Genomic DNA, 23,898 nt, shown 5'->3' with positions numbered 1-23,898 from the left:
GGCGGCCGATCGCTGCCGCTCCCCTCCGCATCCGCTCAGGCCTTGGCGGCCACCGGGAGACGGAAGGGGGCACCCATCCGGTTGAAGGCGTTCATCGCGGCGATGGCGATGGTGAGATCAACCATATCCTTCGGTTCGAACGCCTCCGATGCCGCCGCATAGGCGGCGTCCGACGCGTGGGTTTCGCTGACGCGGGTCACCTCCTCGGCCCAGGCCAGGGCCGCGCGCTCCGTATCGGAGAACAAATGCGGGACCTCTTCCCACACCGGCACCAGCGTGACCTTGTCGACCGACATCGTCTTGCGGAGGTCGCGGCTGTGCAGATCGATGCAGTGGGCGCAGCCGTTGATCTGCGAAACCCTGAGGAACACCAAATGGATGAGTTCCTCGGGCAGGTTGGTGCTCTTCGTGACGTACTGATGAACGCCGAACAGAGCCTTCGCGCCATTGGGCGCGACCTCGTGCCAAGCCAAGCGTGCCATGTTCTTTACCTTTCCTGGATATGATCGATTGCGATAGCCGCTTCGCCGGCCCATGGCCGCCGCAGGGGTGTTTTTGAAGTCCGTCAGCGCTCGGTCTGCTGGCCGAGCCAGTCCTCGAACCGGATGGTGCCGAGGCGGGGATTCCGGCCGGGGGTCAGCGATTGATCGTTGAGAACGTCGCCGAAGTAGCGCGCGTGGATGTCCGGCACGACCTTGCGCGTGTCCTTCGTCGCCAGCAGGAAGCGCCGGACCAGATCGTCGAGCGGGATCGCCTCCGGACCGGCGACCTCGAGCGTGCCGCCGACCGGCGGCGCGAGGGTGACGTCGGCGAGCGCCGCCACCACGTCGTCGGAGGCCATCGGTTGGATCAGCGCCGGCGACAGGCGGATTTCCCCGCCGACGGTGGCCGACTGCGCGATCCCGCCGACGAATTCGAAGAACTGCGTGGCGCGCAGAATGGTGTGGGGAATGCCGGACGCCTTGACGAGGCTTTCCTGGGCGAGCTTCGCCCGGAAATAGCCGTTGTCGGGAAGCCGTTCACTGCCGACGATCGAGAGGGCGACGTGGTGGCGGACGCCGGCGGCCGCTTCGGCGGCGAGCAGGTTGCGGCCCGAGGTCTCGAAGAAGTCGAGGACGGCCTCGTCCTCCCACACCGGCGCATTCGCCACGTCGACGACAACGGCGGCTCCGTCGATCGCCTGGGCCAGACCCTCGCGGGTGATGGTGTTCACCCCCGTCTTCGGGGAGGCTGCGAGCGCATCGTGGCCGCGTTCGCGCAGCGTCTTCACCAGCTTCGATCCGATGAGGCCGGTGCCTCCGATGACGACGATCTTCATGGGTTTCTCCGCTTCTCTCGACGGGAACCAGCGCCGCCGATGGGATGGAGAATGCCTGGGCGTACCGGGGAAGTCCTTGCGGCGGGCTTGGATTGCCGTTCAAGAACGCTTGCTTTTCCGTCCAAGGAAGCCATGCGGCGCGCCTTGACGCGAACGGTGCAGCCGGCAATGCGCCGCTGTGCTATCACTGGCATGGAGCGTTCACCCGTCGCCCCGGACAGGGAGCCGAGGGGGATCGGCCCGGGGGAGATGGCGACCTTGCGGTTCATGTTCGGAGAGTGCGTGCTCGATCAGGAGCGCCGGGAACTGACGCTGCGCGGGCAGGTCGTGGGCGTCGGCCCGCAGGTCTTCGACCTGCTGTTGCATCTCGTCCGCAACCACGACCGCGTCGTCAGCAAGGACGACCTGCTGGAGGCGGTGTGGAACGGACGGATCGTCTCGGAATCGACCATCACCAGCCACATCAACGCGGTCCGCAAGGCCATCGGCGACAGCGGCGATGAGCAGCGCCTGGTCCGCACGGTCCCCCGCAAGGGGTTCCGCTTCGTCGGGGCGATCGAAGGCGGCGCGACCGGGGAGACACGGCAGCCCAGCGGATCGGAAATCGCCAGCCACGCGTCCGGCGAAGACAGGGAGACACCGTCCGGTCCGGCCCTGCCGGGCAAGCCCTCGATCACCGTGCTGCCTTTCCAGAACCTGAGCGGCGACGCCGAGCAGGACTATTTCGCTGACGGGGTGGTGGAAGACATCATCGCCGCCCTGTCGCGCATCCGCTGGCTGTTCGTCATCGCGCGCAACTCAAGCTTTGCCTACAAGGGCCGGGCGGTGGACGTGACGGAGGTCGGCCGTGAACTGGGCGTCCGCTACGTGCTCGAAGGCAGCATCCGCAAGGCCGGGAACAGGGTGCGCATCACCGGACAGCTCATCGACGCGACGAGCGGGACGCATCTCTGGGCGGAGCGTTTCGAGGGCATGCTCGACGACCTTTTCGAATTGCAGGACCGGATCGCCGAAAGCGTCGTCGGCGCGATCTCGCCGCAGATCGAGCGGGCGGAGATCGAGCGCGCCAAGCGCAAGCCGACGGAAAGCCTGGACGCCTACGATTACTATCTCCGCGGCACGGCGAAGCTGCACAGCGGAACCCGCGAGGCGATCGACGCGGCGCTGCCCCTGTTCCACAAGGCGACCGAACTCGATCCGGAATTCGCATCGGCCTATGGCGGGGCGGCCTGGTGCCAACTCTGGCGCAAGGTGAACGGTTGGATGACCGATCGGCCTCGGGAAATCGCCGAGGGGGTCCGGCTGGCGCGGCTGGCGGTGGAGTTCGGCCGCGACGACGCGGTCGCCCTGACGAGAGCCGGGCACGCGCTCGGTCACTTCGTTGCCGATCTCGATGGCGGCATCGCGCTCATCGACCGCGCCGTGTTGCTCAACCCAAATTTCGCCCCGGCTTGGTTCCTCGGCGGCTACCTGCGCGCTTTCCGCGGTGAAACGGAAAGCGCGAGCGAGCATTTCGCCCATGCCGCCCGCCTGAGCCCGCTGGATCCGGAGATGTTCCGGATGCAGACAGGAACGGCGCTCGCGCATTTCTTCGCCGGGCGCTACGATTGCGCCGCAGCCTGGGCGGACAAGGCGTTGGGTAACCTGCCCGGCCTCTTGGTCGCTATCGCCCTGACGGCGGCGAGCCACGCGCTCGCCGGGCGGATGGAGGACGCGCGGCAAGCGATGCGGGGGCTGCGCGCACTCGACCCGACCTTGCGCGTTTCCACGCTCAAGGAGTGGCTGCCGATCCACCGTCCCGAGGATATCAGGCGGCTTGCGGAGGGGCTGAGACTGGCTGGGTTGCCGGAGTGAACCCGGCCCTCGCCTGAAGCTTCGACGGATGCCGTTTTGCCTCACAAGCCGCCGCCCCCGGCCGGCCGCTGCTTCCTCCAGGTCCTGCACATCCCGGCGTCGACCGCCCCGCCCCGGGGATCACCGCGCCGGCATGCCGTTGAGGATCGGATTTTGCACGCATGCGGGCATACGCGCTGCAGGATCCTCCCGCTGAAAGGATGTTGCGAAAGGGAGCGGTCGGGGGGGGGGGGGGGTGCATGACCAATGTGTAAAGCTATGCCTTACAGAATTCCATTGACACACCGAGTGTAAACCACCACTTTACACCCATGATCCGTACCATCCAAGACAAGGCGCTCCGGCGCTTCTTCGAGACCGGCAAGGCGGATAAGCTGCCAATCCAGGGGGCAGCCAACATTGCCCGCCTTGGCCGCATCCTGCTGGCGCTCGATGCCGCCGGAAAGCCGGAGGATCTGAATCTGCCCGGCTTTTACTTCCATGGGCTGGAAGGCGCTCCGCCACGCTGGTCCGTGCGGGTCACTGCCAACTGGCGCGTCACCTTCGCATGGGACGCTCCCGACGCCATCGCTGTCGATCTGGAGGATTATCACTGATGACTGAAACCCCTCTGCGGCGCGGCCTTGCCCCGCTCCACCCCGGCGCTCTCCTGCGCGAGGACGTACTCCCGGCTTTGGATCGGCCCGTTACTGAGGTTGCCAAGCTCTTGCGCGTGTCGCGCCAGACCTTGCATGCCCTTCTGAGGGAAGAACAGCCAGTCACCCCGGCCATGGCCCTGCGGCTGGGCAAGCTGTGCGGCAACGGGCCGGAGCTGTGGCTCAACCTTCAAGCCAAGCATGACCTTGATCGGCTTGGCCGCGAGATGGCCGCCGATCTCGCCGAGATTCCCACCCTCAACGCCGCCTGAAACCTGGGGGGGCGGCGTCGGCCGCCCTTGTCGCGAAAAGGGCGCATGTGCCACCGTGGTGCATCGAGGTGAGCGGGGACGGACGGAACCCGTGTTCCGGTCTTTTCAAGAGACGCGGACATAGCTCGGGCGTGCTAAACCGAACATGCAGTTGAGCAGGTTGGCCGCAATCATGAGCTCGGTACGCCGCCCGTCGTCGCTGTGGGCGCGCAGGCGATCGCCAATGACCTGTTTGTAGCGCGCGATCGCCGCCTCCGCTTTGGCCCGCGCGTTGTAGCCGGACGTTCGCTGCCAAGCCATGCGGCCGGTCTCGGCAATCGCCAGAAGATGGCGGTCGCGCTGGGTCGGCGCCGCCTCCGCGGTGGCGCTGAGGGCCGCATCGCGCCGCGGCGGGGCGATCACCGCCGCTTCCGGGTGGCGGGCGGACACGACTGCGCACACGTCGGTTCGGTCGTAGCCGCCGTCGCCGATCAGCACCTCTACCGGAGCGTTGACCTGATCAAGCAAGGGGCCGACTTGCGAGGCGTCGTCGACATCGGGCGTCGTCAACGCCAGAGCGACAATTTGCCCCGTGCCGGCATCGACGCCGACATGGAATTTGCGCCAGGATCGGCGCGTCTTGGAACCGTGCTTCTCGACCAGCCACTCCCCGGGTCCGCTGAGTTTCAGCCCCGTACTGTCGACCAGCAGGTGCCATGGGCCAGCGGTCCACGGACGAATTGGCACGGCCAGAGTGCGGGCGCGGCGGCTCAGGGTGGTGTGGTCCGGCACCGGCAGGTCGAGCTGGAGCAACTGCATCAGCGAGCCAATCAGCCCCTCAGTCTGGCGGAAGGCCATATGGAAGAGCGCCCGCAGCGTCAGCGCCGTCTCGATTGCCACGGCTGAATAGCGCGGCTGTCCGCCACGAGTAGTCCGCGGGGCGGCGCGCCAAGCCTGAATGGCCTCATCACAGAACCAGATCGTCAGGCTGCCACGCTGGCGCAGACTGGCCTCATAGGCCGACCAATTCGTCACGCGGAACTTGGCACGGGGGAACTGGTGGCGTCAGCAGTCTTAGCAGGGAGACCATATCGCCACCGGAGTGGCGAAGGCTTATCGGGAAAGGTCTAGCTTGTCGGCATCATGCTCAAGCACAGCGATCAGCCGCTCCAGATCACCAGCGACCGATACCGCATCAATCGGTCGACCGGACTCGGCCAATGATCGGTAATGCAGCCATAGGCGCCGTGCCTGCGCTAATCCCGCCCGAGGCGTGGGTTCGTTCATCTCGCTCATTCTCCTTTTCGTGACACTCTGATCCCTCAGGACCAGATTGTCCATTTTGCCGCCGGTTGTGCAACTCCGCGGGAGGTGAGTTTCAGCGTGCCGGCTACGCTGACCAGCCGACGCTCTTCTGCGCCACCACGGCGGCCACCAGTTCCGGCTCTCGCTCAATCACCAGAAGCAGAATCTGAGTGGAGGCGTCAGGCTGAGTCCGGCTCCGCTCCCAATCGTGCAGGTGATTAACCGAAAATCCGAAGCGGACGGCGAATTCTTCCTGAGTCAGGTCAAGCTTAGCGCGGATTCCGCGAACGTTGACACCGCCAGGGGGGTGAATGACGCGCACCAGTTCGGGCGGGGCGCCGGATAGATCACGGGGAACGTCAGGGTCCTCGGCGATTTGGTGGGCTATGTCCTTGTCAGTCATGGCATCGATAGCTTCCCAGTCAATATCAGCGAGGGCTGCGGCAATCTGCTCAGAAGTGAGGGGTAGATTGGTCATCGCGCCTTTACCTCTTGTGATTCGAGGCCAAGCCATTTCCCTGTTCTTCTTGCGATGGATCAGGTTGTCGGTATGGTCACCGCGCTACACTCCAGCCCCTGTTGTTATGAATGTAACATGGACCGTCTATACTAACATCAAGGGGGAACTACAAACATACCGTATGAAGTGGGATGCAGGTGAAACCATGTGATGACGGATGCAATCTAGCCGCAGGTAACGAAAGCATTGGCATGATCAAATCCACAAGAATTGATAAAATAATGGAGATATGAAATTCCCTCTATCATTGTATCAAAAAATAAATTTAATCTACTTCATATGTTCTTCAATCAGACGAATTGCTTCACACGCGTCGAACCCCAGTGCTTTGCTAAGAGAAAGGAACTCTATTACATCGAGACGCCTCTCTCGGTTCTCGTACTTTGCCACAAAGGATTGAGACCTGCCCAAGCGCTTTGCCAACTGATCCTGTGTCAATCCGGCGTTGTGTCTGGCGTCCACCAGAACCGTGATCAGAGCACGGTAAGCAGAGGTGTGGATGGACTTCACGAGCGGGCGCCGAAGGAGAAAAAGCCGGCACCTCCGCTAAACCCATTTCCGGATTATCCCAAAATCGGATATTGCTCTCTTCCCTTTCCGTGGCTCATGACCACCTCGCTATGACCATGCCATTGCAATCAGATGCCTCACATGTGACCTCAGCTACGAGCAGGGACAATGTTCTAGCTGTTCTTGACGCCAAACGTGCGGAGTTGGACGCACATCGTCAGAAGCTCATGGAGCAGTTGGCCAACACCGAGAAAGAGATGGAATTGCTTCAAGGCACCATCCAATTACTTTCGAGAGATATGTTATCTCCAAGCATCCCCCAGTTCTTTTCGTCACCTCTCCGGATGCTTCCAGATTTTCGACGTGGTGAAATTAGGGACTCGGCATTGAGAGTGTTGAGAGAGAAATCTTATCCATTGTCAACGCAAGAAATTGGGCAAATTATATGCTCACAGAAATCTTTGGATATGCACAAAAGCAATTTCAAGACGTTTTGTCTGAGAATAAGCGGCAGCCTGCGCAATGCTGAAAAGGAGTGTCTGGTTTATGCTGTGGGTCGAACTGAAACCGGCGCAATTCTCTGGTTTGCGCCTGCGATGGAATGAGTATCGTAGCATGATGAAACCGTCATGCTGATTTTGATATTACTCAAGCATCAGATTAAAAAGCGGCAGGAAATATATAAATAGATCACTTCGTTAGAATTAGATTAATCTGGGGGACGGGTTGGAAAAGGGCATGCATCATGACCACTGTGAGCCTCTCCGATGCCAAGGCGCACCTATCGCAGCTCTTGGAGCGTGCTGCAGCAGGCGAGGAAATCATCATTTCCAAAGCTGGTCGTCCGATGGCACGGCTGGTTGCGTTACGCCGTCGCACCACACCCCGGCCCCTCGGTCTCCTGCATGGCCAAATAAGCATGGGCAATGACTTCGACGCACCTTTGCCATACGAAATGATGCGCTCGTTCCTGGGCAAGACGCCGTGAACTTTGCGAGCGGTGCCATCGCTCGTAGGGCACTATCGACTTCACTCCTAGGAGGTGTTCGCAATCGACCTCGTCGGTCCCACCGGAAGAACCTGAGTTGGCAGCAGCGCCAGGGCGGCGGCTTCCGCGCCGTCGATTTCTGGATCGACTGGGAAGCGAGCTGCGCCATCTGCCCAAGCGACAAACAAAGCCAGAGTTGGCGCGATTATAGGGACAAGTCGGGGAGCCCCTACGTCAAGGTCCGGTTCAATCCCGCCGACTGTCGGGCCTGCGAGGTGCGCGCGCAATGCACCCGAGTGACCGGTGAGAAGTGGGGGCGCAATCTCAGGCTATGCCCGCGCGACGAGCACGAGGCGTTGACGGCCGCCCGAGCGCGGAAGGAGGCAGACAGCGAACAGCCACTTTACTCCTTGCGCCAGTTAGTGGAAGGCACCTTGTCCCAAGCGGTGCGCGGCTTCGGACTGCGCCGCGCCCGGTACAGGGGCATCGCCAAAGCACCTGCAGCACGTGGCCATCGCGGCGGCCCTCAACCTCGACTGGATCGCCGCGTGGCTGCGAGGGCGGCCACTCGCCCCGAGCCGCCGCTCTCGCTTTGCCGCACTGGCCGCTTGAGCAACCGACCCTGCCTTATTCGTGTACAGTTTCCTACTCAATTCGTTTCAAATGATTCGCCAACAGTATCGGGTGATAGAGCGAACATTCTGATCTGGAAAGAGCAGAATGTCGCGGAGGTGAGAGACAAGTGCCTGAAGCGGCAAGCTCGCCATCAATCAGAAATGTGGGAGCCTGTAGCTGAAATGCTCCGCTTGGTCATATCGGCTCGCAGTGGTTCGGCATCACTGAACTTACGAGTGGTCATCACGTTGGAGACGGGGACAAGGTCATTGCCTGCGCTGGACTCATTCTGGAATGAAATGGCAAAGTTCCGACATGCTGATCAATGATTTTGTGCCTTTACAGCCATCAACGCTCGAGACAAAACTCGCGCTTCAAGTGTATAAAAACACGCGCATGATATACAGATTATCATTGTTATTCCCAAGATTTTACTGAACTAATTTATGGTTCCAAAACAGCCTTCAGAAACCATTTTATGGTTCCAGCGTTGCGTTTTATGGTTCCAGATTTCGGCGATTTCCCAATGAAATCAAAGGGTAGCAATTGCACTTTATGGTTCCTTCCAGATCTGGTCTGGATGGAACCATAAAACGGCTCTGTTGCAAAGTTTGGACGAAGGTACCTGAGGCCGGTCGCCGGCATCACTGCCGGGGTCAAGCGGCCTGGAGCTCCAGTTGCGTGGTGACGAATTGCACGACCTCAGCAAGCGCGCAAGGGCCGAGCCCGAAGGCGCGCTCGATCAGGCGAGCCTCACCACGCATGTCACGGGTTAGATTGAAGGCGGCCGCCTGTCCCTTGCGGAACGCGCGCATCACCTCGAACCCCTTGATGGTGGCGTAAGCCGTCTTCAACGTTTTGAAGCCCCGCACCGGGCGGATCAGCTGCTTCAGCTTGCCATGGTCGGCCTCGACGACGTTGTTCAGATATTTGACTTGCCGGTGCTCCGTGTCCTCAGGACACTTGCCTTCGGTCTTCAGTTCCGCCAAAGCCGCCCCATAGGTCGGCGCCTTGTCGGTGTTGATGATTGTCGGTTTTTCCCATTCCTTCAGGCCGTTCAGCGTCTTGGCGAGAAAGCGTTTGGCGGCGGCGGTGTTCCGGGTCGGCGAAAGGTAGAAGTCGATCGTGTTGCCGTGCTTGTCGACCGCCCGGTACAGGTAGGCCCACTTGCCCCCGACCTTTACGTAGGTCTCGTCCACCCGCCAGCTCGTTGACTGCGGGCAACGCCATTGCCAGCGCAGCCGCTTCTCAATCTCGGGAGCGTACTTCTGGACCCACCGGTAAATGGTCGTGTGGTCGACACAGACGCCGCGCTCGGCCATCATCTGCTCGAGGTCGCGGTAGCTGATCCCGTACCGGCAGTACCAGCGGACCGCCCAGAGCACAATCTCGCCCCCGAAGTGGCGACCCTTGAAATCCGTCACGGCCCGGCTCCCTCTCTCGTTCGGGCCATTCCGCCGGATGCCGACCAGCTTTGCAACAGAGCCGGCTGATTGACCGGGGTGGCGCCAGCGGCGCCCAGCCCGTCACCATGGGTACGGTGCTCATGCCGCGGGCCCTCCTTTTCGCGACACTCCGATCCGTCTGGATCAGAGCGTCCGCTTTCCCACCCTTTGACGGACAGGAATGTGAGGGTTGCTGATACTCGGAATTAAAAGCCTCAGTGCGCCACCGCAAAGCCAACGCCCATAGACGTGGCGGAGAGACACTCACGAAGGATCGGCCAGGAGTGGTTTGATCGCCCCCCCCGCTGCCGATCCTTGTTCACAAGGCGGCATGCTCCTTGACCGCCTCCTCGAGGCGAGCCTTGAGATTGAGGAACCGCGCGTCGATGGCCAGCGGGTCGTCGCGGTTGAGCGTGATCATCGCCGCCCTTGCTTCGCCGCCGCGGATCACCTCCAGTGCCTCGGCTTCGATCCCCGCCACGATGGCGGCGGCCACGGCCTCGGCGCTTTCGCGGGTGAAGCCCAACTCCGGGCCGGCGGTGTTCGACGCCATCATCGGGGTGTCCGTGGCGCCGGGATAGACGGTCAGCACATGGACGCCCTCGCCCTTCAGTTCGCGGCGCAAGGCTTCGCCGAACCGGGCCAGACCGGCCTTGGCGCCGGCATAAGTGGCATAGAACGGCGCGCCGACGAGCCCCAGGCCCGACGAAATATTCACCACCATCCCCTCGCCGCTGGCGCGCAGCACCGGAAGAGCGGTCCGCGTCAGCAGGATGGGCGCGGCCAGATCGACGGCGATCATCGCGAGGATGTCCTCCTCGGTGACCTGCTCCAGCCGTCCGGCGCGGACGCCGCCGGCGTTGTTGACCAGGATGTCGAGCCCGCTCAGTGCGCCGAGCGCGTGGTCGAGCGTCTGCCGGCGCCCCTCGGTGGTCGCGACATCGGCCACGATGCCGGTCACCGATGTTCCAGCCCTTTGCAGGGCCTCGACCGCACCGGCCAACTGGTCGGTGCGCCGACCGGTGATGGCAAGGGCCACCCCCTTCTCGCCGAGCGCCCGGGCAGTGGCAAAGCCGATGCCGCTGGAGCCGCCGGTGATCAGCGCGCGTTTTCCAGAGAGAATCATGTCAGCTCCGTATGGATCGATTGTGGAATGGGACCTGTCGGATGGGGACGAGAACAGCATTTCGCCTTGCGTCAGGCGACGGCGGGCTTGCTCCACTCGTTGCCCTTCATGAAGGCGTCGAGCGGCGTGTGGGTGATGTGGTTGGTGTAGTTGCTCATCACCTTGGTGGCGACGCCGAGCACCACCTCCAGGACGTTGCGGCGGGTGAAGCCGGCCGCCAGGAAGGCATCGACATCTGCGTCGGCGACCCAGCCGCGATTGCGCACCACCAGCGTGGCGAAGCGGTGCAGCGCCTCCAGCCGGGCGTCGGGCAGTTCGCTGCCGGCGCGCAGCGCGGCGATCACGTCCTCGCCCATCTTCTGCATCCGGGCGAGCGTGGTGTGGCCGGCCATGCAGTAGTGGCACTCGTTCTCGAAATTGGCGGTCAGATAGACGACCTGCTGCTCATGGGCGCTGAGCGTGGTCTTGGCGAACAGGTCCCACAGCGCCGTGTAGCCGGCCAGCAGTTCCGGCGATTCCGCCATATAGGACTGCAGGTTGGGCACGAAGCCGAAAGCGGCCTTCACGCCCTCGAAAATCGGCTTTGCGGCCTCCGGGGCGGTGTCGAGGGTATGGCTGGTGAACTGGGTCATGGTGGCGGGTCCTTGTTCCGTCGGTTGCGTTCGACGGATCGGACCTTGACCCATTCCAGAGACAGCGCGTAGGCGGGCCGCGCGACTAATGCCTATGCCTTCTGGGAATGATCCTGCTGGGAATGACGTCCACACAAGTCTGCGTCCTCCGCTGGCGCGCCTTCGCCGTTCACGATGGTGCCGACGAACTCCGCGAAGGCGCGTGCCTTGGTGCTGGCCAGCCGGCCGGTGGGGAACACCGCCCACAGGTCGATCGGCGGCAGCGTCCAATCCTCCAGCACGCGCCGCACTGAACCATTCGCAAGCTCGGGACCGAACATCCAATCCGACGCGACCGCCAGCCCCAGATCGGCCAGCACCGCCGCCCGAATGCCCTCCGCCGCGCTGACCCGCAGCCGGCCGCGCACCACCACCGACGCTTCGGTCCCGCCCCGCCGGAACGCCCAGCCGTTGCTGAGCTGGCTGTAGACCACCGCGTCATGATCGGCGAGATCGGCCGGGGTGCGCGGCACGCCCGCGCGGGCCAGATAGGCGGGCGTCGCCACGACCGAGCGGCCACCGCTGGCGATCCGCCGCGCCACCGCCGTCGAGTCCGACAGCATGCCCATGCGCAGGGCGACGTCGATCCCCTCCGACACCAGATCGATCACCCGGTCGTCCAGAATCACCTCCATGTCCAATTCCGGATGCCGGCTCAGGAATTCGGGCAGGCGCGGCACGATCATCAGCCGGGCGAAGGTGGTCGCGGCGGAGATGCGTAGCCGGCCCGACAGCCCGGCCCCGGCGCCCCGTGCCTCCAGCTCCGCTTCATCGGCCTCCCGGATGGCGAGACGCGCGCGCTCGTAAAAGCGCAGCCCCGCTTCGGTTGGCATCAGTCCATGGGTTGACCGCAGCAGCAGGCGCACCTGCAGCCGCTCCTCCAGCTGCGCGATCGTCTTGGAAATGGCCGGCTGGCCCACCCCCAGCTGCCGGGCCGCGCCTGAGAAGGATCCCGTCTCCACCACCCGCACGAAGCTGGCCATCGCCTGCAATCGGTCCATCGTTATTCCTGACAGGAATTGCCGTTATCGCTCCGGCCGGTCTGCCGCCCGGAGATTGGAATGGCGATAACTCTCCCATCGGCGGCGACGCTGCAAGGGAGAAGCGAACCATGATCGAGCTTTATGCATTTGCGACGCCGAACAGCGTCAAGGTTCCGATCGCCCTTGAGGAGATGAGCCTTTCCTATGACCTGAAGCCCGTCAACATCCGCCAGGGCGAACAGAAGGCCGCGGACTTCCTCGCGCTGAACCCGAACGGCAAGGTGCCGGTGCTCGTGGACGGGGCTCTGGTGCTGACGGAAAGCGCCGCCATCCTCGTCCACCTTGCCGAGAAGACCGGCAGGCTGCTTCCGCAAGACGGCACTGACCGGGCACGGGTGTTCGAGCAGCTGTTCTTTCACGCCTCTGCACTCAGCCCGGCCTTCGGTAACGCGGGGTTCTTCAAGCGCCTCGCCGCCGAGCCGCAGCCGCTCGCCGAAGCGCGCTTCACCGCCGAGGCCAACCGCGTGCTCGACCGGCTCGACGCGCTGCTCGGGGAGCGCCGCTTCGTCTCCGGCGACGACTTCACCATCGCCGACATCGCCCATTTCGGCTGGCTGTGGCGCCGGGAGTTCCCAGGCATGACGCTCGATAGCCGCCCGAACCTCGTCCGCTGGTTCGACGCCGTCGCCGCCCGGCCCGCCGTTCGACGCGCGATCGCCCGCGTCGAGGCTCTCATCCCCCAGGTTGCCTGACACCGCCGATCCGAACCAAGCCAATCCAAGGAGTGACCCTGATGTCCCGTTTCGAGAGCTACCGGAACGCCTTCGCCAATGCACGCCTGACCCGTTCGGACAGCGGCGTTCTGGAAGTGAAGCTGCACACCGACGGCGGCAAGCTCGTCTTCAACGGCCATACCCACGAGCAGTTCGTCGACCTGTTCCATCAGATCGGGTCGGATCCTGAAAACCGGGTGGTGATCCTCACCGGATCGGGCGATGCCTTCATGGACGCCATCAGCCCTGAGGGCTTCGATTTCTTCAGTCCGCGCGGTTACGACAAGATCTTCCGCGAAGGCAAGAAAGTGCTGATGAACATCCTCGACATCGAGGTGCCGGTGATCGCCGCCCTCAACGGGCCGGTGCTGCTGCATTCCGAATATGCGCTGCTCGCGGACATCGTGCTGGCCACGCCGGAAACGGTCTTTCAGGACAAGCCGCATTTCGATTTCGGCATCGTCCCGGGCGACGGCGTCAACCTGCTCTGGCCGGAGGTGATCGGCAGCATCCGCGGCCGCCATTTCATCCTGACCCGTCAAATCCTCGAAGCCCAGACCGCCAAGGACTGGGGCGCCGTCAACGAGATCGTGCCCTCCGGCCAGCTGCTCGCCCGGGCGCATGAGATCGCCGAAGGACTGGCCGCCCTGCCGCCGCTCACCAGTCGCTACACGCGCATCGCGCTGACGCAGAAGCTGCGCCGGATCGTCGACGAAGGCGCCGGCTACGGCCTGGCGCTGGAAGGCATCAGCGCGGCCGAGGTCGCCCGCTCCGCCGCCGCGAACGGCTGATCCGCATTTTTCCCTCCACTCCCTACGACCACGGAGATCCCCATGTCGCTCCAGGAAGAGCTCGACGCCTTCAAGGCCGATTTCGAAGCGGGCAAGCCGCCCTACAACGTGCCCCGCTCGGTGATCGACACGATGCACCGCGCCACCGCCGAACTGATCGCCTCGGGCGCTGCCGGCCGTGCGCTCAAGGCCGGGGACAAGGCTCCCGCTTTCACGCTCAACGACCCCGACGGCAAGGCGGTGTCGTCCGCCGCCCTGCTGGCGGAGGGGCCGCTGGTGGTCAGCTTTTACCGCGGCGTCTGGTGCCCCTACTGCAACATGGAACTGCAGGCGTTGCAGGCGGCACTGCCGACCTTCCAGTCCCTCGGAGCAAACCTGCTGGCCATTTCGCCCCAGACGGCCCCGAACAGCCGCAAGTCGGTGCGTCAGAATGCGCTCGATTTCCCGATCCTGTCGGACCCGCGCAACGACGTCGCCGCCGCTTTCGGCCTGCGCTTCGAGTTGCCCGACTATCTGGTCGAGCTTTACAAGGGGCTGAAGAACGACCTGCCGGCGTTCAACGGCGATCCGAGCTGGACCCTGCCGATGCCGGCCCGCTTCGTCATCGAGCAGGACGGCACGATCCTCTACGCCGAGGTCAATCCGGACTACACCCGCCGCCCCGAACCCGAGGACATGCTGCCGGCCCTGCGCAGCGCCAGCCGGATGGCGGCCGCCTGATCTACACTCATCCCCCTCGCTTCAACAATGCCCCCCGCCCCTCAGCGGAGCGGAGGCTGGAGGTCAACGATGAAACGCAGCTTCCTGATCACCGGCGCGAGCAAGGGCATCGGCCTGGCCCTGGCCCACCGGCTCGCCGCACACGGACACACGGTTATCGGCATCGCACGTACCCCGACCGATGATTTTCCAGGTACGCTTTACCCACTCGATGTGGCCGGCGAAACGGCAACCAGCGCTCTTGCCGACCTCGTCGCCCGCCACGCTGTCGACGGCGTGGTCAACAACGTCGGCCTCGTGCGTCCGCAGCCGCTCGGCGCAGTCGAGTTGCCAGTGCTGGAGGAGGTGATGCGGGTCAATCTTCACCCGGCGCTGACGGTGGTGCAGGCGGCATTGCCGGGAATGAAGGCGCGCGGCTGGGGGCGGATCATCAATGTGTCGAGTCTCACCGTGCTCGGCGCCGTGGAGCGCACCGCCTATGCCGCTGCCAAGGCCGCTTTGGTGAGTTTCGCGCGCGGCTGGGCACTGGAGTTGGCGGGCGACGGGATCACCGTGAACGCCGTGTCGCCGGGGCCGACCGAAACGGAGTTGTTCCGCGCCAACAATCCGCCCGGCAGCGTTGGCGAGGCGCGCTACCTTGCAGGCGTACCGATGCGCCGCTTCGCCAAGCCGGATGACATCGCGGCGGCGATCGCCTTTCTCTTGTCCGACGAGGCGGGCTTCATCACCGGCCAGACGATTCATGTCGATGGTGGGGCTTCGATCGGAAAGGCGGGGTTCTAAACGAGGGTGGCATGAACCGGCCCGGTTACCGACCTTCCGAAAGACGGACCCGGCACGCCTTTGCGGATCTTCCGGTGCAGCCGTTCGGGGTTCTCGCGAACGGCGCCCTTGATGCCCTCCACTTCGTTGCCGGCCGGTCAGGGGGCAAGCTTCACGCCGGAGAGACGTTCGCAGATCGCGATCAACCGCTCCTGAAGCCTGCGGTCTCGGCTGGCTGGATGAACCTCGCGGGGCTGCATGTGATAGAAATAGCGCCCCGTCACCGACGCGGCCGGATCGTTGCTGACCGCAAGCCAAGCCTGTGTCCGGTGCGCCTGGTCGAGGTCGTCGGGAGCCCCGGGACCGCCCATGCGCGTCGCCACCCAGCCCGGTTCGAGCGCATTCGACAGGACATCCGGCCAATATCCGGCAACGGCAAAGGCCAGCAGCACATCGTGCAGCTTGCTCTCCGAATAGGCCTGGGTTCCATCCCAGCGGCGCGTCTCCCAGGTGATGTCGTCCAGACCCGCGGATGCGGTGCGATGCAGCCCGGAACTCAAATAGACCAGCCGTTTCGGCTGTTCGATCAACGCGGTCAGGATGAACGGCGCCAGCGTGTTGATGGCGAAGACATGCGGCAGGCCATCGGCGGTTTCGATGCGCCGCGGCTCGCGATAGCCGATGGCGACATTGTGGATGACCGCGTCATAGGGGCCATGCCGGTTGGCTTTCTCGGCAAGCCGCCTGGTGGCGCGAATGGTCGAGACGTCACCCTCGACCACCGCATGGGCCGCAGGCAGAGAGCCCGCGGCAGCTTTGGCCCGCTCGCTGTTTCGTGCGTGCAGGACGAGCTCATGCCCGCTCTCCGCCAGCAAGGAGGCTGTCATGAGCCCAAGACCCGTCGAGGAGCCGGTGATGAATATGCGTGCCAATGATCCTCTCCTTCTGTTGGGAAGTCTTCCGCAATGCCCTCTCATTCCGGTGCGTGTTTCAGCGCGATCAGCAATGCGGGAATGCCGATGACCGCGGAGATCGGCATGATCGACCACGGCCCGGCGTGATCGACGATCACCCCTCCAACAAAGGCGCCGGCCGCAATGGCGCCGTTGTAGGCGGCCACGTAAAGCGAGGACGGCGCCTCGGGTCCGTTCAGATGGGCCGCCGCCTTGAATACCCAGGTCTGCATAAGAACCGGCAAAGCGGTATAGGCGGCACCCCAGACCAGGAGAAGCGCGATGACAAGCCCACGGTTCGTGCCGGCAAAGCTCAGTGCGGCGAGGCTGGCGATCAGGACGATCATCGTGACGAAGAGCGTCGGCCGGTATGCGCGCGCCATGATCGGCCCGATGCCGAAATTGCTCACCAGACCCGCGGCGCCATAGGCCAGCAGCATGCCGCCGATCCATGACGTCCCGAAGCCCGTGATCTGCTCAAGGAACGGCGCGATATAGGTGAAGGCAAGGAAATTCGCCGTCATGATGAGTGCGGTTACATAGACCGCCGCACGCAGGGGCGGTTCCCGCCATGCCTGCGCGACCGTGCTGTGGTTGCCGTCATGGGCCGCGCCGAGATTGGGCAGGGTCAGCCACATCTTGATGAAGACGGCGAAAGAAAGGACCGCGAGCGCGACGAAGACGATGCGCCAGCCGGCGTAATTGCCAAGGAAGGTGCCAGCGGGAATGCCGAGCACGGAGGCGAGAGCCAAGCCGCCATAGACCGCTGACGTGGCCCGGACGGCGTGTTTTCCGGGAACGATCCGCACCGCCATGCTGGCCGCGGTCGACCAGAAAATTCCGATGGCGGCGGCAACGATCAGCCGGCTTGCCAACAGCACGGCATAGGTCTGCGCGAAACAGGTCAGAACATTGCCGAGCGTGCAGGCCAGAAGAAGGCTGAGCATCAGCCACTTGCGGTTCCAGCGGCGTGTCGCCGCCGTGAGCGGAGTTGCCGCAATCGCCACGAGCAAGGCAAACCCCGTGACCAGGAACCCGGCCTGACCGAGCGATACGCCGACGCCATCCGCCATCTGAGGCAAAATGCCGATGGGCATCAGTTCAGTGCTGACGAAGGCGAATGTTCCGAGCGACAGGGCAACGACCGCAAGCGCTTCGGCCAGTGGCGAGCGCCGTTTGACTTCTTCGATGAAGGCATCTCTTGGGGCGGATTCACCATGATGCTGATGAAGGGCGTTTTCAGTCATGCCAAATCTCCGGCTTTGGGGTTCGACGACCATGCCGGAAATTGATTGCTGCGCGTAACGTCGATTTGTCGTTTAACTCATGACTGAAAATCACATATTGCGTGACGAGGAAAAGCAGGACATCCGGAGTGTCGGGGATGAATTTCGACGGTCGTATCCTGTCCGGCGTTGGCGTGCTGGCCGCTGTCGTCGAAAGAGGAACGTTTGCCGGTGCAAGCGAGATGCTCGGCCTCACCCCTTCCGGGGTCAGTCGCTCGATTTCACGGCTGGAGAACCGGCTGGGTATCCGGCTTTTCGATAGGACGACCCGATCGCTGCACCTGACCGATGAGGGCGCGCGCTTCTATGAGGCCGTCGTTTCGCATCTGGAAGGCATTGAAGAAGCGGCTGGCGCTGCATCGGGGGCTGCCGGTTCGGTGCGCGGCCGTTTGCGGGTCAATGTCGATCCGTTCTTTTCCGGGCTGGTGCTGGCACCGCATCTGCGCGGTTTCACAGAGCGTTATCCCGAGCTTCAGATCGAGATTCACACCCGCGACGATGTGGGTGATCTGGTCTCGGAAGGTATGGACGTCGCCGTCCGCTTCGGGCCGCAGCCGTCGTCGTCGCTGATTTCACGGCACCTGCTGGAGACGCGCATCCTGACGGTGGCGGCGCCTTCTTATCTCGCGGCTCACGGCAAGCCGAAAAGTCCGGAGGATCTCTCCCGCCACGCCTGCATCCAGTTCCGCGATCCCCTGACGGGACGGCCATTCGAGTGGGAATTCCAGCGCGGCAAACAGGTCCTCCCTGTCCCGACGACAGGGCCGCTCCTGCTGACCGATGTCAACACCATGCTGCAGGCCTGTCTTGCAGGAGCCGGCGTGGCACAGGTTATGTCCCTGGGCATCGGGCACTGGATCGCAAGCGGTGCGCTGATCGATCTCTTTCCGGACTGGCCTGACGAAACCTTTCCACTTTACGCCATTCAACCGTCCCGCCGCCACCCGGCGGCCAAAGTCCGTGCCTTCCTGGATTTCTGCGCTGAGCTCACGAGGAATGAGCCGCCTGACGGCTGCTAGGGTCCGGACTCATAACCAGTATGCGACGGTTGCGGCGATACAGACGGCGGCCATGATGTTGGTCGCGGATCGGTCGTAGCGTGTGGCGATGCGTCGGAAATCCTTGAGGCGTCCGAACATACGCTCGATCACGTTTCGGTTCCGGTAGAGGTAGGGAGAGAAACAGTTTTTCCAGCGTTTGTTGGCACGCGGCGGAATGTTGGGGGCGGCACCCGCGTCCTCGATCTTGCGGCGGACGGCGGCGCTGTCGTAGCCCTTGTCACCGTGCAGGAGATCGGTGGCGGGCATCCGGTCGAGCAGACGGTCGGCGGCGGTGCAGTCGGCGACGTGGCCTCCCGTCAGCAGGAAGGCGAGCGGCCGACCGCGCTCATCGCTCAGGGCGTGGATTTTGGTGGTTCGACCGCCCCGCGACCGGCCAATGGCCTGGGCGGACGTTGGTGCACAAAGCCCGAGCTGGTGGTGGTCGGGAGGGCGATCGGTTATAGAGGCGGCCCGCTGAAGTCGAGTCGCTGATGCCGTACAAGGCCAATGAGCCCCCGCCGCCACAAGATCCCGAAAGCCCGCTATCGTGTAGAGAACTGGGCGGCTTACGATGCGGCGCTGCGCCGGCGCGGTGACCTGACGATCTGGGTGACGCCGGAGGCGATCGCTGCGTGGACGCCGCCGGCTTCGGGCCGCCGCGGTCGGCAAGCGCGCTACTCGGACGTGGCGATCGAAGCCGGGCTGATGTTGCGGTTGGCGTTCGGCCGGCCGTGGCGGCAGACCGAGGGTTTGCTGGGTTCGCTCATGGGCCTGTTCGGCCTGAACCTGCCGGTTCCAGATCACACGACCTTCTCCCGGCGCAGCGCCAATCTGGAGGTCGCGTCAGCGCTGGTCAGGACAGACGGGCCGGTCAGCGTAGTGATCGATTCGACCGGGTTGAAGATGTTCGGCACTGGCGAGTGGCACCTGGCAAAGCATGGTGGCCAAGCGCGTCGGAGCTGGAGAAAGCTCCACTTGGCAGTCGATCCCGATACCGGCGAGATCCTCGCCGCGGAACTGACGACCACGCAGGACGGCGATGCCTCGTTGGTCGGCCCGCTGCTCGACCAGATCAAGCGCCCGATCGACACGATGCTGGCCGACGGTGCGTACGATGGTGAGCCGGTCTACCGCGCCGTCGCCGCCCACACCCTCGACGCCGAGGTGATCATCCCGCCGCGCTCCACCGCGGTGCCGAGCGAGACTGCTACCGGCGCACCCAGCCAACGCGACCGCCACATCCGGAGGATTGCCGAGCGTGGCCGGCAGGGCTGGCAGCGGGACGTCCGCTACGGCCGCCGCTCCTTGGGCGAGGTCGCGATGATGCGCTACAAGCAGCTGATCGGGCGCACTTTGCGCGCCCGGACTCTGCCTGCCCAGAAAGTCGAGGCGGCGGTCGGCTGCAAGGTCATGAACAGGATGACCGGCCTCGGCATGCCGGCCACCCGCAAGGTCGCCTGAACGACAACTTTTCAGAGCGGTGTCCGTCAACGCGCCGAGTTCTGCACCAACGTCCCCGAGCAGGCTATTTCAGGCGACTTCGTAGTGGGTTATGGAGCATGCCAGAATCCGGTTTCCTCGAACAGTTTCCTTCGGTGCGACGACGCCGATAGACTGCAAGTGGTTGAAAACTGCATCTGTGAAAGCCGTTGGCTGTTCAACACACGGCAAATGCCCTGCTCCGGTGATAACCTTTAGTTGAGAATTGGAGATGGCGTGTCTGAGTGCCTCTGCTTGAGGCAGTGGAGTTGCCTGATCCTGCTCGCCCACGACCACCAACGTCGGACAAGCAATCCGCGCGCAGTCACCACGAAGATCAGCATCACTGATCGCCATGGCGCATCCGATGTAACCGGCATCAGAGGTCCGTGCGACCATGTTCACATACCCACGCACACGCTCAGTTTCTTTTTCCAGGAAGGCGGATGTGAACCAGCGAGGCATCACGCCGGCAGCAATGCTTGCCATGCCCCCGGCCCGAATGGCCTCGATGCGGCTTTGCCAAATCTCCGGCGGACCAATCACGCTTGCCGTATCGGCCAGCACCAGCGAGAGGACACGGTCCGGTGCCTTGACGGCCAGTCTTTGCGCCATCATTCCGCCGATACTGAGACCACAGACATGAGCCTGCTCAATGCCAAGTGCATCCAGCAGGCACAGCGCATCGCCAGCCAGCATGTCCATGCTGTAAGCCCCCGGCGTCGCATCTGTCAGTCCATGACCCCTCATATCGTAGCGCAGAGTTCGAACGTGGCTACCAAGGGCTTTCACCTGTTCGTCCCAGATGTGGAAGTTCGTGCCAATTGAATTGGCGAACAGAACCACCGGGGCATCTGATGGACCAGCCAGTTCAAAGTGAACTGTAATATCGCCTGCCGGAACAAACGCCATCTTTCTTCCTCCTCACATGTCGTCATTTCCGCTCAGCAAACGGAGCGTGCATGGTTGTTCTCCTGTGACCCTCACACCCGCTCGATCATCACCGCGATCCCCTGGCCGACGCCGATGCACATGGTGCAGAGCGCCGTCCGGCCGCCGGACTGTTCGAGCTGGTGGAGTGCGGTGGTCGCCAGACGGGCGCCGCTCATGCCGAGCGGGTGGCCGAGCGCGATGCCGCCGCCGTTCGGGTTCACATGGGCGGCGTCGTCCGGCAGGCCAAGCTCGCGCAGGACGGCCAGCGCCTGGGCGGCGAAGGCCTCGTTCAACTCGATCAGGTCGATGTCGCCGACGCTGCGCCCGACCCGCTCCAGCAGCTTGCGGGTGGCAGGCACCGGGCCGATGCCCATCACGCGGGGCGGCACGCCGGCGGTGGCGCCGCCGAGGATGCGGGCGCGCGGGGTCAGGCCATGGCGCTTCACCGCCGCTTCGGAGGCCACCAGCAGGGCGGCGGCGCCGTCATTGACGCCCGACGCGTTGCCGGCGGTGATCGTGCCGCCGGGGCGGACGATGGGCTTCAGCGCCGACAGCGCCTCGATGGTGGTGGCGCGGGGATGCTCGTCCGTCGTCACCACCGTCTCGCCCTTGCGGGTGCGGATGGTGACGGGGACGATCTCGCGGGCCAGGCTGCCGTCGGCGATGGCGCGGGCGGCGCGCTCCTGGCTGCGCAGCGCGAAGGCGTCCTGGTCGGCGCGGGCGATCTTCCAGTTGTCGGCGACATTCTCCGCCGTCTCCGGCATCGAATCGACACCGTAGGCCGCCTTCATCGCCGGGTTAACGAAGCGCCAGCCGATGGTGGTGTCGAAGATCTCGGCCTGACGGGAGAAGGGGGCGTCGGCCTTGCCCATCACGAAGGGGGCGCGGCTCATGCTCTCCACCCCGCCCGCGATCATCAGATCGGCCTCTCCCGCCATGATGGCGCGGGCGGCGGTGGCGAGCGCGTCGAGGCCGGAGCCGCAGAGCCGGTTCATCGTCGTGCCCGGCACCGCGTCGGGCAATCCCGCCAGCAGCGCCGACATGCGGGCGACGTTGCGGTTGTCCTCGCCGGCCTGATTGGCGCAGCCATAGATGACGTCGTCCACCGCGGCCCAGTCGACCGAGGGGTTGCGCTGCATCAGGGCGCGGATCGGCACGGCGCCGAGATCGTCGGCGCGCACCGACGCCAGGGATCCGGCATAGCGGCCGATGGGGGTGCGGATGGCGTCGCAGATATAGGCGTCACGCATGATGTCATCCTTCCCCGCCGACCTGCCCGTGGGCGGCGGCGGTGCGGGCCTGGAGGTCGCGCAGCGCGGCCAGCGCACCGGCGTCCGGGATTTCGGTGGTCTTCAGGTCGGGCGAGATCTTCAGGTCCCAGCCGGTGGCCGCCTTGACCTGCTCCACCGTCACGCCGGGATGGATGCTGGTCAGGGTCAGTTCCTTGGTCACCGGGTCGGGGGTGAGTATGCCGAGGTCGGTGATCACCGCGGTCGGTCCGGCGCCGGGGATGCCGGCCTTGGCGCGGGCATCCCCGCCGTCGAGATAGCCCGCCGAGGTGACGAAGGGCAGCGTGGCGACGAAGGCCTTGGGGCTCTGCTTGAGGACGATGAAGACCTCCTTGGCCTGGGAGGCGATCTCCGGCGCGCCGCCGGCACCGGGCAGTCGCACCTTGGGCGCGTCATAGGGGCCGATGACGGTGGTGTTGATGTTGGCGAAGCGGTCGACCTGGGCGGCGCCGAGGAAGCCGACGTCGATTCGCCCGCCCTGCAGCCAGTAGCGGAAGATCTCCGGCGTGCCGACCACGGTGTCGGCGGTCAGCGCGAGGTCGCCGTCGCCGATCGACAGCGGCAGCACCGTCGGCTTGGCGCCGATGGGGCCCGATTCATAGATCAGCACGACGTCCGGCGCATGGGTCAGCCGGGCGAGGTTGGCGGCGGTGGAGGGCAGGCCGATGCCGACGAAGCAGACGGTGCCGTCCTTCAGCAGGCGGCTGGCCGCCACCGTCATGATCTCGGTCGCGGTGAAGTCTTCGGAACCCATCACACGGCCTCCTTCATGATCTGGGCCATGCTTTCGGCCAGCACGCGGCGGAAGCCGGCGAAATCGTCGGTGTCCAGCACATGGCGCTGCATCCAGGCCTGGAAGGTCTCGCGCGAGCGGGCGATGGGATCCCAGGCCTTGTAGAAGCGGTTGTCGCGCTCCGAATAGCCCTGCGCGTAGGACGGATAGGCGCCGCCGGGGACAGGGCAGACGGCCGACAGCGCCCAGTAGGGCAGCACGCAGGCGTTGGGCGGAGCCTCGAGGTCGTCGACGATCTCCTCCACCGTGACGATGGAGCGCTTGGCGGCCAGCACGGCTTCCTTCTGGACGCCGAGGATGCCCCAGAGCAGCACATTGCCGCGGCGGTCGGCCTTCTGGGCGTGGATCACCGTCACGTCCGGCCGGACCGACGGGATGGCGGCCAGCTTTTCGCCGGTGAAGGGGCACTCGACGAAGCGGATGTTGGGGTTGACCTTCGGCAGGTCGGAGCCGGTGTAGCCGCGCAGCAGGGCGAAGGGCAGGTTGGAGGCGCCGGCGACATAGGCGTTCGCCATGCCGGCATGGCTGTGCTCCTCGGTCTCCAGCCGGTGGGGCCAGCCCTGCTCGACCGCATCGCGGAAGCGGTGGAGGGAGCCGACGCCGGGGTTGCCGCCCCAGGAGAAGATCAGCTTCGCGGCGCAGCCCATGCCGATCAGCTGGTCGTAGATCAGGTCCGGCGTCATGCGCACCAGCGTCAGGCTGCGACGGCCCTGCCGGATGATCTCATGCCCGGCGGCATGGGGGATCAGGTGGGTGAATCCTTCCAGGGCGACCGTGTCGCCGTCATGGATCAGGTCGCGAACCGCCTCGTGCAGAGACGACAAGTTCGCCATTGTTTGCTTCCTTTCTTGCTCAGGT

Annotated in this window: 27 protein-coding genes and 2 pseudogenes; 12 read left to right on the top strand and 17 right to left on the bottom strand. The window is 64.3% G+C overall.

Features of this window, described 5'->3' with window-relative positions; all coding sequences use genetic code 11:
• Positions 1–35: 35 nt before the first annotated feature.
• Positions 36–482 carry a carboxymuconolactone decarboxylase family protein gene (locus ACWPN8_RS22530; RefSeq protein WP_109451938.1) on the bottom strand — a complete coding sequence of 149 codons (447 nt, stop codon included), beginning with the start codon at positions 480–482 and terminating at the stop codon, positions 36–38.
• Positions 483–565: 83 nt separating this feature from the next.
• On the bottom strand, positions 566–1,318 hold the full coding sequence (locus ACWPN8_RS22525; protein ID WP_109451936.1) for an SDR family oxidoreductase: 753 nt from the start codon (positions 1,316–1,318) through the stop codon (positions 566–568).
• 132 nt (positions 1,319–1,450) lie between these two features.
• Between ACWPN8_RS22525 and ACWPN8_RS22520 the strand changes: the two genes are divergently transcribed.
• From ACWPN8_RS22520 to ACWPN8_RS22510, 3 genes are all read left to right on the top strand, one after another.
• Entirely contained in the window at positions 1,451–3,172 is a 1,722-nt protein-coding gene (locus tag ACWPN8_RS22520; protein ID WP_492242351.1) for a winged helix-turn-helix domain-containing tetratricopeptide repeat protein, read from the top strand.
• Positions 3,173–3,483: 311 nt separating this feature from the next.
• Positions 3,484–3,768 carry a type II toxin-antitoxin system RelE/ParE family toxin gene (locus ACWPN8_RS22515; RefSeq protein ID WP_109451934.1) on the top strand — a complete coding sequence of 95 codons (285 nt, stop codon included), beginning with the start codon at positions 3,484–3,486 and terminating at the stop codon, positions 3,766–3,768.
• Positions 3,768–4,079 (top strand): HigA family addiction module antitoxin, encoded by a 312-nt coding sequence (locus ACWPN8_RS22510; RefSeq protein WP_109451931.1) that lies wholly within the window; start codon positions 3,768–3,770, stop codon positions 4,077–4,079. The genes ACWPN8_RS22515 and ACWPN8_RS22510 overlap by 1 nt, the downstream gene beginning before the upstream one ends.
• A 105-nt stretch (positions 4,080–4,184) precedes the next feature.
• Here the strand turns inward: ACWPN8_RS22510 and ACWPN8_RS22505 are convergent, their stop codons facing one another.
• From ACWPN8_RS22505 to ACWPN8_RS22490, 4 genes are all read right to left on the bottom strand, one after another.
• Positions 4,185–5,093: an IS5 family transposase gene (locus tag ACWPN8_RS22505; RefSeq protein WP_492242350.1), complete on the bottom strand. Its 909-nt coding sequence runs from the start codon at positions 5,091–5,093 to the stop codon at positions 4,185–4,187.
• A 78-nt stretch (positions 5,094–5,171) separates the two neighbouring features.
• A complete protein-coding gene (locus ACWPN8_RS22500) occupies positions 5,172–5,354 on the bottom strand; it encodes a hypothetical protein (RefSeq protein WP_492242349.1) in 183 nt (60 codons plus the stop codon).
• A 94-nt stretch (positions 5,355–5,448) separates the two neighbouring features.
• A complete protein-coding gene (locus tag ACWPN8_RS22495; RefSeq protein WP_492242348.1) occupies positions 5,449–5,841 on the bottom strand; it encodes a helix-turn-helix domain-containing protein in 393 nt (130 codons plus the stop codon).
• Between the two features lie 312 nt (positions 5,842–6,153).
• Positions 6,154–6,345 carry a helix-turn-helix domain-containing protein gene (locus ACWPN8_RS22490; RefSeq protein ID WP_492242670.1) on the bottom strand — a complete coding sequence of 64 codons (192 nt, stop codon included), beginning with the start codon at positions 6,343–6,345 and terminating at the stop codon, positions 6,154–6,156.
• 158 nt (positions 6,346–6,503) lie between these two features.
• Between ACWPN8_RS22490 and ACWPN8_RS22485 the strand changes: the two genes are divergently transcribed.
• The 3 genes from ACWPN8_RS22485 (at position 6,504) to ACWPN8_RS22475 (ending at position 8,325) form a co-directional block, all read left to right on the top strand.
• Positions 6,504–6,998 (top strand): hypothetical protein, encoded by a 495-nt coding sequence (locus tag ACWPN8_RS22485; RefSeq protein WP_492242347.1) that lies wholly within the window; start codon positions 6,504–6,506, stop codon positions 6,996–6,998.
• A gap of 140 nt (positions 6,999–7,138) precedes the next feature.
• Positions 7,139–7,381, top strand: a complete 243-nt coding sequence (locus ACWPN8_RS22480; RefSeq protein WP_492242346.1) for a type II toxin-antitoxin system Phd/YefM family antitoxin — start codon at positions 7,139–7,141, stop codon at positions 7,379–7,381.
• On the top strand, positions 7,378–8,325 hold the full coding sequence (locus ACWPN8_RS22475; RefSeq protein ID WP_492242345.1) for a transposase: 948 nt from the start codon (positions 7,378–7,380) through the stop codon (positions 8,323–8,325). The genes ACWPN8_RS22480 and ACWPN8_RS22475 overlap by 4 nt, the downstream gene beginning before the upstream one ends.
• 327 nt (positions 8,326–8,652) lie before the next feature.
• Here ACWPN8_RS22475 and ACWPN8_RS22470 read toward each other — a convergent pair whose 3' ends face one another.
• The 4 genes from ACWPN8_RS22470 to ACWPN8_RS22455 all read right to left on the bottom strand — a co-directional run bounded on the left by ACWPN8_RS22470 (position 8,653) and on the right by ACWPN8_RS22455 (position 12,239).
• Positions 8,653–9,420 carry an IS6 family transposase gene (locus ACWPN8_RS22470; protein ID WP_492242344.1) on the bottom strand — a complete coding sequence of 256 codons (768 nt, stop codon included), beginning with the start codon at positions 9,418–9,420 and terminating at the stop codon, positions 8,653–8,655.
• Between the two features lie 340 nt (positions 9,421–9,760).
• Positions 9,761–10,567: an SDR family NAD(P)-dependent oxidoreductase gene (locus ACWPN8_RS22465; RefSeq protein WP_109451942.1), complete on the bottom strand. Its 807-nt coding sequence runs from the start codon at positions 10,565–10,567 to the stop codon at positions 9,761–9,763.
• A 71-nt stretch (positions 10,568–10,638) separates the two neighbouring features.
• Entirely contained in the window at positions 10,639–11,199 is a 561-nt protein-coding gene (locus ACWPN8_RS22460; protein WP_109451944.1) for a carboxymuconolactone decarboxylase family protein, read from the bottom strand.
• Between the two features lie 92 nt (positions 11,200–11,291).
• The gene (locus ACWPN8_RS22455) at positions 11,292–12,239 is read right to left on the bottom strand and encodes a LysR family transcriptional regulator (RefSeq protein ID WP_109451946.1); all 948 of its coding nucleotides are present in this window, start codon (positions 12,237–12,239) and stop codon (positions 11,292–11,294) included.
• Positions 12,240–12,349: 110 nt separating this feature from the next.
• Here ACWPN8_RS22455 and ACWPN8_RS22450 point away from each other — a divergent pair, with 110 nt between their 5' ends.
• From ACWPN8_RS22450 to ACWPN8_RS22435, 4 genes are all read left to right on the top strand, one after another.
• A complete protein-coding gene (locus ACWPN8_RS22450) occupies positions 12,350–12,973 on the top strand; it encodes a glutathione S-transferase family protein (protein ID WP_492242343.1) in 624 nt (207 codons plus the stop codon).
• 41 nt (positions 12,974–13,014) lie between these two features.
• Positions 13,015–13,785: an enoyl-CoA hydratase/isomerase family protein gene (locus ACWPN8_RS22445; protein ID WP_109451950.1), complete on the top strand. Its 771-nt coding sequence runs from the start codon at positions 13,015–13,017 to the stop codon at positions 13,783–13,785.
• 42 nt (positions 13,786–13,827) lie between these two features.
• Positions 13,828–14,505 carry a peroxiredoxin-like family protein gene (locus ACWPN8_RS22440; protein ID WP_492242342.1) on the top strand — a complete coding sequence of 226 codons (678 nt, stop codon included), beginning with the start codon at positions 13,828–13,830 and terminating at the stop codon, positions 14,503–14,505.
• 69 nt (positions 14,506–14,574) lie between these two features.
• A complete protein-coding gene (locus ACWPN8_RS22435) occupies positions 14,575–15,288 on the top strand; it encodes an SDR family oxidoreductase (protein ID WP_492242341.1) in 714 nt (237 codons plus the stop codon).
• 137 nt (positions 15,289–15,425) lie between these two features.
• Here ACWPN8_RS22435 and ACWPN8_RS22430 read toward each other — a convergent pair whose 3' ends face one another.
• Positions 15,426–16,199, bottom strand: a complete 774-nt coding sequence (locus tag ACWPN8_RS22430) for an SDR family NAD(P)-dependent oxidoreductase (RefSeq protein ID WP_492242340.1) — start codon at positions 16,197–16,199, stop codon at positions 15,426–15,428.
• Positions 16,200–16,240: 41 nt separating this feature from the next.
• Entirely contained in the window at positions 16,241–17,467 is a 1,227-nt protein-coding gene (locus tag ACWPN8_RS22425; protein WP_492242339.1) for an MFS transporter, read from the bottom strand.
• 137 nt (positions 17,468–17,604) lie between these two features.
• On the opposite strand from ACWPN8_RS22425, the gene ACWPN8_RS22420 reads away from it, so the two are divergent.
• Complete coding sequence (locus ACWPN8_RS22420) at positions 17,605–18,525, top strand: LysR family transcriptional regulator (RefSeq protein ID WP_492242338.1); 921 nt, start codon at positions 17,605–17,607, stop codon at positions 18,523–18,525.
• A 9-nt stretch (positions 18,526–18,534) separates the two neighbouring features.
• Here ACWPN8_RS22420 and ACWPN8_RS22415 read toward each other — a convergent pair.
• Positions 18,535–18,954, bottom strand: a pseudogene (locus tag ACWPN8_RS22415) (IS5 family transposase); the annotation flags it as partial.
• Positions 18,955–19,037: 83 nt separating this feature from the next.
• On the opposite strand from ACWPN8_RS22415, the pseudogene ACWPN8_RS22410 reads away from it, so the two are divergent.
• Positions 19,038–20,007: pseudogene (locus ACWPN8_RS22410) on the top strand (IS5 family transposase).
• 69 nt (positions 20,008–20,076) lie between these two features.
• Here the strand turns inward: ACWPN8_RS22410 and pcaD are convergent.
• The 4 genes from pcaD to ACWPN8_RS22390 all read right to left on the bottom strand — a co-directional run bounded on the left by pcaD (position 20,077) and on the right by ACWPN8_RS22390 (position 23,873).
• Positions 20,077–20,937 (bottom strand): 3-oxoadipate enol-lactonase, encoded by an 861-nt coding sequence (gene pcaD / locus ACWPN8_RS22405; protein WP_492242337.1) that lies wholly within the window; start codon positions 20,935–20,937, stop codon positions 20,077–20,079.
• Positions 20,938–21,008: 71 nt separating this feature from the next.
• Entirely contained in the window at positions 21,009–22,208 is a 1,200-nt protein-coding gene (gene pcaF, locus ACWPN8_RS22400) for a 3-oxoadipyl-CoA thiolase (RefSeq protein WP_492242336.1), read from the bottom strand.
• A gap of 4 nt (positions 22,209–22,212) precedes the next feature.
• Entirely contained in the window at positions 22,213–23,001 is a 789-nt protein-coding gene (locus ACWPN8_RS22395) for a CoA-transferase subunit beta (RefSeq protein ID WP_492242335.1), read from the bottom strand.
• The gene (locus tag ACWPN8_RS22390) at positions 23,001–23,873 is read right to left on the bottom strand and encodes a CoA transferase subunit A (protein WP_492242334.1); all 873 of its coding nucleotides are present in this window, start codon (positions 23,871–23,873) and stop codon (positions 23,001–23,003) included. The genes ACWPN8_RS22395 and ACWPN8_RS22390 overlap by 1 nt, the downstream gene beginning before the upstream one ends.
• Between the last annotated feature and the right edge of the window lie 25 nt (positions 23,874–23,898).

Source organism: Azospirillum sp. UENF 112521, from assembly GCF_058780665.1.
The sequence above is the reverse complement of the archived record's forward strand: the minus strand, read 5'-3'. Positions and strand labels throughout refer to the sequence as shown.